The organism is Methylorubrum podarium (assembly GCF_022179745.1).
GTDB lineage: Bacteria > Pseudomonadota > Alphaproteobacteria > Rhizobiales > Beijerinckiaceae > Methylobacterium > Methylobacterium podarium.
The window spans coordinates 1-4,318 of sequence record NZ_BPRD01000171.1 but is presented as its reverse complement, the minus strand read 5'-3'; the positions used below and the strand labels follow the sequence as shown (position 1 = coordinate 4,318).

Annotated in this window: 2 protein-coding genes; both read left to right on the top strand. The window is 74.3% G+C overall.

All coding sequences use genetic code 11. The features are described 5' to 3' along the window. The coding region (gene addB, locus MFF42_RS09010; RefSeq protein WP_238255430.1) for a double-strand break repair protein AddB at nucleotides 1-2,482 on the top strand (2,482 nt) is incomplete at its 5' end. Beyond that, a partial coding sequence (locus tag MFF42_RS09005; RefSeq protein WP_238255429.1) for a UvrD-helicase domain-containing protein occupies nucleotides 2,479-4,318 on the top strand: 1,840 nt, incomplete at its 3' end. The genes addB and MFF42_RS09005, both read left to right, overlap by 4 nt.

Genomic DNA, 4,318 nt, shown 5'->3' with positions numbered 1-4,318 from the left:
CCATGTCCGGCGCGCCCGCGACCGGCCGGACGATCCGGTGATCGTCGCCGGCTCCACCGGCTCAGTGCCCGCCACCGCCCGGCTGATCGCGGCGGTGGCCCGCCTCCCCCGCGGCGCCGTGGTGCTGCCGGGGCTCGACCTCACCCTCGACGAAGAGGGCTGGGAGGCGATCGACGGCGCGGGTGGCACGCGGGAGGAGATCGCCCACGGCCATCCGCAGGCGATCCTGCGGGCGCTGACCGGGCCGCGGGGCCTCGCCGTCGGCCGGGCGGAGGTCGAGACCCTCGGCGCGCTCCCGCCCGGGGCAGTGGCGCGGGAACGGCTCCTGTCGCAGGCGCTGCGCCCGGCCGAGACCACCGATGCCTGGGCGCGGCTCGACGCGGCCGAGCGGCTGACGCTCGCGCGGGAGGGCATGGCGGGCCTCGCCGTGGTCGAGGCCGCCGACGAGCGCGAGGAGGCGCTGGTCGCCGCCCTGGCGCTGCGCGAGACCCTGGAGACGCCCGGCGCCACCGCGGCTCTGGTCACGCCCGACCGCGGGCTGGCGCTGCGCGTCTCCGCCGAACTCGCCCGCTGGGGCATCGCGGCGGAGGATTCGGCGGGCCTGAGCCTTGCCCGCTCGCAAGGAGGCCGCTTCGCCCGTCTCGTCGCCGAACTCGCCGCCGAGGTGGCGCCTGCCCGCGTCATCGCCCTGCTGGCCCACCCCTTCGTCCGGCTCGGGCTGACCCGCGGCGAGGTGGTGCGCGCGGCCGCCGCCCTGGAGATCGGCGGCCTGCGCGGCCCCGCGCCGATCCCGAAGAACAGTTTCGAGGGCATGCGCGCCGCGGTGGCGCTCCAGCGCAACGCCACCGAGCGGGTGCCGCGCGCCAAGAAGCGCCTGAAGCCGATCGACTGGGATCTCGCCGAGACCATTCTCGACCGGCTGGAGATCGCCCTCGACGATTTCCGCACCGACCTTCAGCCCGCCACCGGCAACCTCGTGGCGCTCGCGGCCGGGCACCGCGAAGCCTGCGAGCGGATGATGGGCGGCGGCGTCGAGGAGGACGAGTCCTTCGACGATCCCTCCCTCGATACCCTCGACGGACTGTTCGACGACCTCGAATCGGCCGAGCAGGAAGAGCTGCCGGGCCGCTTCTCCGACTACGCCGCCTTCTTCACCGCGCTCGCCCGCGACCGCACCGTGGCCTGCGCGCAGCGGAACGCGCATCCGCGCCTGCGCATCCTCGGGCCGCTCGAAGCGCGCCTGCTCTCCGTCGACCGGATCGTGCTCGGCGGCCTCGACGAGGCGGTCTGGCCGGTGCGACAGACCACCGACGCCTTCCTCAACCGGCCGATGCGCGGCGAAGTGGGCCTGAGCCCGCCGGAGCGCCGGATCGGCCAAGCCGCCCACGACTTCGTGCAGGGCCTCGGCACCCACGACGCCGTCGTCACCCGCGCTGCCAAGCGCGAGGGCTCGCCGACCGTGCCCTCGCGCTTCCTCCAGCGCCTGCGCGCCTTCGGCGGCGATGCGGTCTGGGCCGGCGCCATCGCCCGCGGCCAGCGCCTGCGCGGGCTCGCGGCGATTCTCGACCGGGGCCGGGAGGCGCCGCCGCCGCGCCTGACCCGCCCCGCGCCGCGGCCCGATCCCGACCTGTTCCCGTCGCGCCTCAGCGTCACCGAGATCGAGACCCTGGTGCGCGACCCGTACTCGATCTTCGCCCGGCACATTCTCGGGCTGGAGGCGCTGGAGCCGATGGCCGTGGTGCCCGGCGCGGCCGAGCGCGGCAGCCTGATCCACAAGATCCTCGGCGACTTCTCGCAGGCCCATCCCGGCCCGCTGCCGGCGGGGGCGGAGACGCTGCTCTACGCCATCGCCCTCGACGCCTTCGGCCCGCTCCAGGACCAGTACCCGGAACTCTACGCCGAGTGGTTCCCCCGCTACGAGCGGATGGCGGTCGCCTTCCTCGAATGGGAGGCGAGCCAGCGGCAGGGCCTGCGCGAAATCCACGCCGAGCGCTCGGGCAAGCTGGTGATTCCTCTGGGCGAGAGGACCTTCACCCTCTCGGCCCGGGCCGACCGGATCGAGGCCCGCGCCGACGGCGGCTACTGCATCGTCGACTTCAAGACCGGCACGCCGCCGAGCAACCGCACGGTCTTCGCCGGCTTCTCGCCCCAGCTCACCCTGGAGGCGGCGATGCTGATGCACGGCGCCTTCGAGGGGCTGAAGGCGGCCTCCCCCCCGGATCTGCTCTACGTCCACGCCTCGGGCGGGCGCGAGCCGTTCCGGCCGATCCCGATCAAGCCGCCGCCGGGCGATGCGCGGGCGGTGGAGGCCGTCGTCGCCGAGCATCTCGAGCGCCTGCGCGGGCTGATTGCCCGCTACATGACCGGCGAGGCCGCCTATCCGTCGCGCCCCTATCCGCAATATGTTCGCGCCTACAACGAGTACGACCACCTCGCCCGCGTGCTCGAATGGTCCCTGGCCGGTGAAGGAGAGGCCGCGTGAACGCGCCGCTGACCGGCTTCACCGTCGATGACCTGACCAAGGCGGCCCAGCGCCGGGCGGCCGACCCGCGCCTCTCGGCCTGGGTCTCGGCCAATGCGGGCGCGGGCAAGACCAAGGTGCTCACCGACCGGGTGCTGCGCTTGCTCCTCGACGGCGCCCCGCCCGGCCGCATCCTCTGCCTCACCTTCACCAAGGCGGCCGCCGCCAACATGTCGATCCGGGTGTTCCAGCGCCTCGGCCGCTGGGTGACGCTGGACGACGCGGCCTTGACCGCCGAGCTCACCGAACTCACCGGCGAGCGGCCCGGCCGCGACACCCTCAGGCTCGCCCGCCGCCTGTTCGCCCGCGCCGTCGAGACGCCGGGGGGCCTCAAGATCGAGACGCTGCACGCCTTGTGCGAGCGGCTGCTGCACATGTTCCCGTTCGAGGCCAACGTGCCGGCCCGCTTCGTCGTGCTCGACGACAACCAGTCGCGCGAGGCGTTCGAGATCGAGACCGACAACGTGCTCGCCGACGCGATCCTCGGCGGCGATCAGGCCCTCTCCGAGGCGCTCGCCGTGGTCGGCGCGGAAGCCTCCGGCGATGCCCTGCGCGAGGCGATCCGCGCCGCCATGCGGACCCGCGCCCTGTTCACCGACCACCGCGCCCTGGAGCCGGCGCTCGCCCGCCTGCCGCGCGCCCTGGCGCTGCGGGACGGCGCCAGCGTCGAGACCATCGAGGCGGAGATCCTTCGAGGGAGCAGCCTCGGCGACTGGCTGGACATCGCGAAGCGCCTGCGGACCGGCAAGAGCACCGACGAACGGCTCGCCGACGGGCTCGTGGAGGCGCGGGCCGCCCTCGAGGCGGGCAAGGCGCTCGCGCCCTACCGCTCGGTCTTCTTCACCGACAAGGACGAGCCGCGCGCGGCCAAATCCTTCGGCACCAAGGCGGTGCCGGAGGACGTCAAGCAGGCGCTGCTCGACGAGCAGGCGCGCCTCATCCCGCTGTTCGACGACCTCCGCGCCGCCCGCGCGCTCGCCCGGACGCGGGGACTTTTTCGCCTCGCCGCCGAGATCCACCGCCGGGTCGAGGCCCAGAAAACCCGGCTCGGCGCCCTCGACTTCGACGACCTGATCCACAAGACCCTCGACCTGCTCTCGCGGGTCGGCGCGTCCTGGGTCCTGTACAAGCTCGACCGCGGCGTCGATCACGTCCTCGTCGACGAGGCGCAGGACACCAACCCGCAGCAATGGGAGATCCTGCGCACGCTGACCGCCGAGTTCGCGGCGGGCGAAGGCGCGCGCGGCCTCACCCGCACCCGCTTCGCCGTGGGCGACCCCAAGCAGTCGATCTACAGCTTCCAGGGCGCCGACCCGCGGGAGTTCGAGCTGACCCGCCGCGCCTGGGGCCGGGCGGCGGAGGGGGCCGGGCACGATTTCGCCGATGTCAGCCTGCGGCTCTCGTTCCGCACGGCGAGCCACGTCCTCGCGGCGGTCGATGCCGTGTTCGGCGTGCCGGAGCACTTCGCCGGCCTCTCCTTCGATGCCGGGGCGGCGGGCACGGTCCACGCCTCCGCCCGCGCCGGGGTGCCCGGCGCGGTCGAGCTGTGGGGCATCGAGGAGCCGGCGGAGGCCGAAGAACCCGATGCCTGGGCCGCCCCCGTCGATGCGCCGGATCCCAACGCCCCGGCCATCGTGGTCGCCCGCCGCATCGCCCGCGCGGTCCGGACCTGGACGACGAAGGGCGATGCCTGCGGCCGGGTCTGGCGGCCGGGCGACGTGCTGATCCTCGTGCGCAAGCGCTCGGCCGCCTTCGAGGAGGTGATCCGGGCGCTCAAAGGGCTCGGCGTGCCGGTGG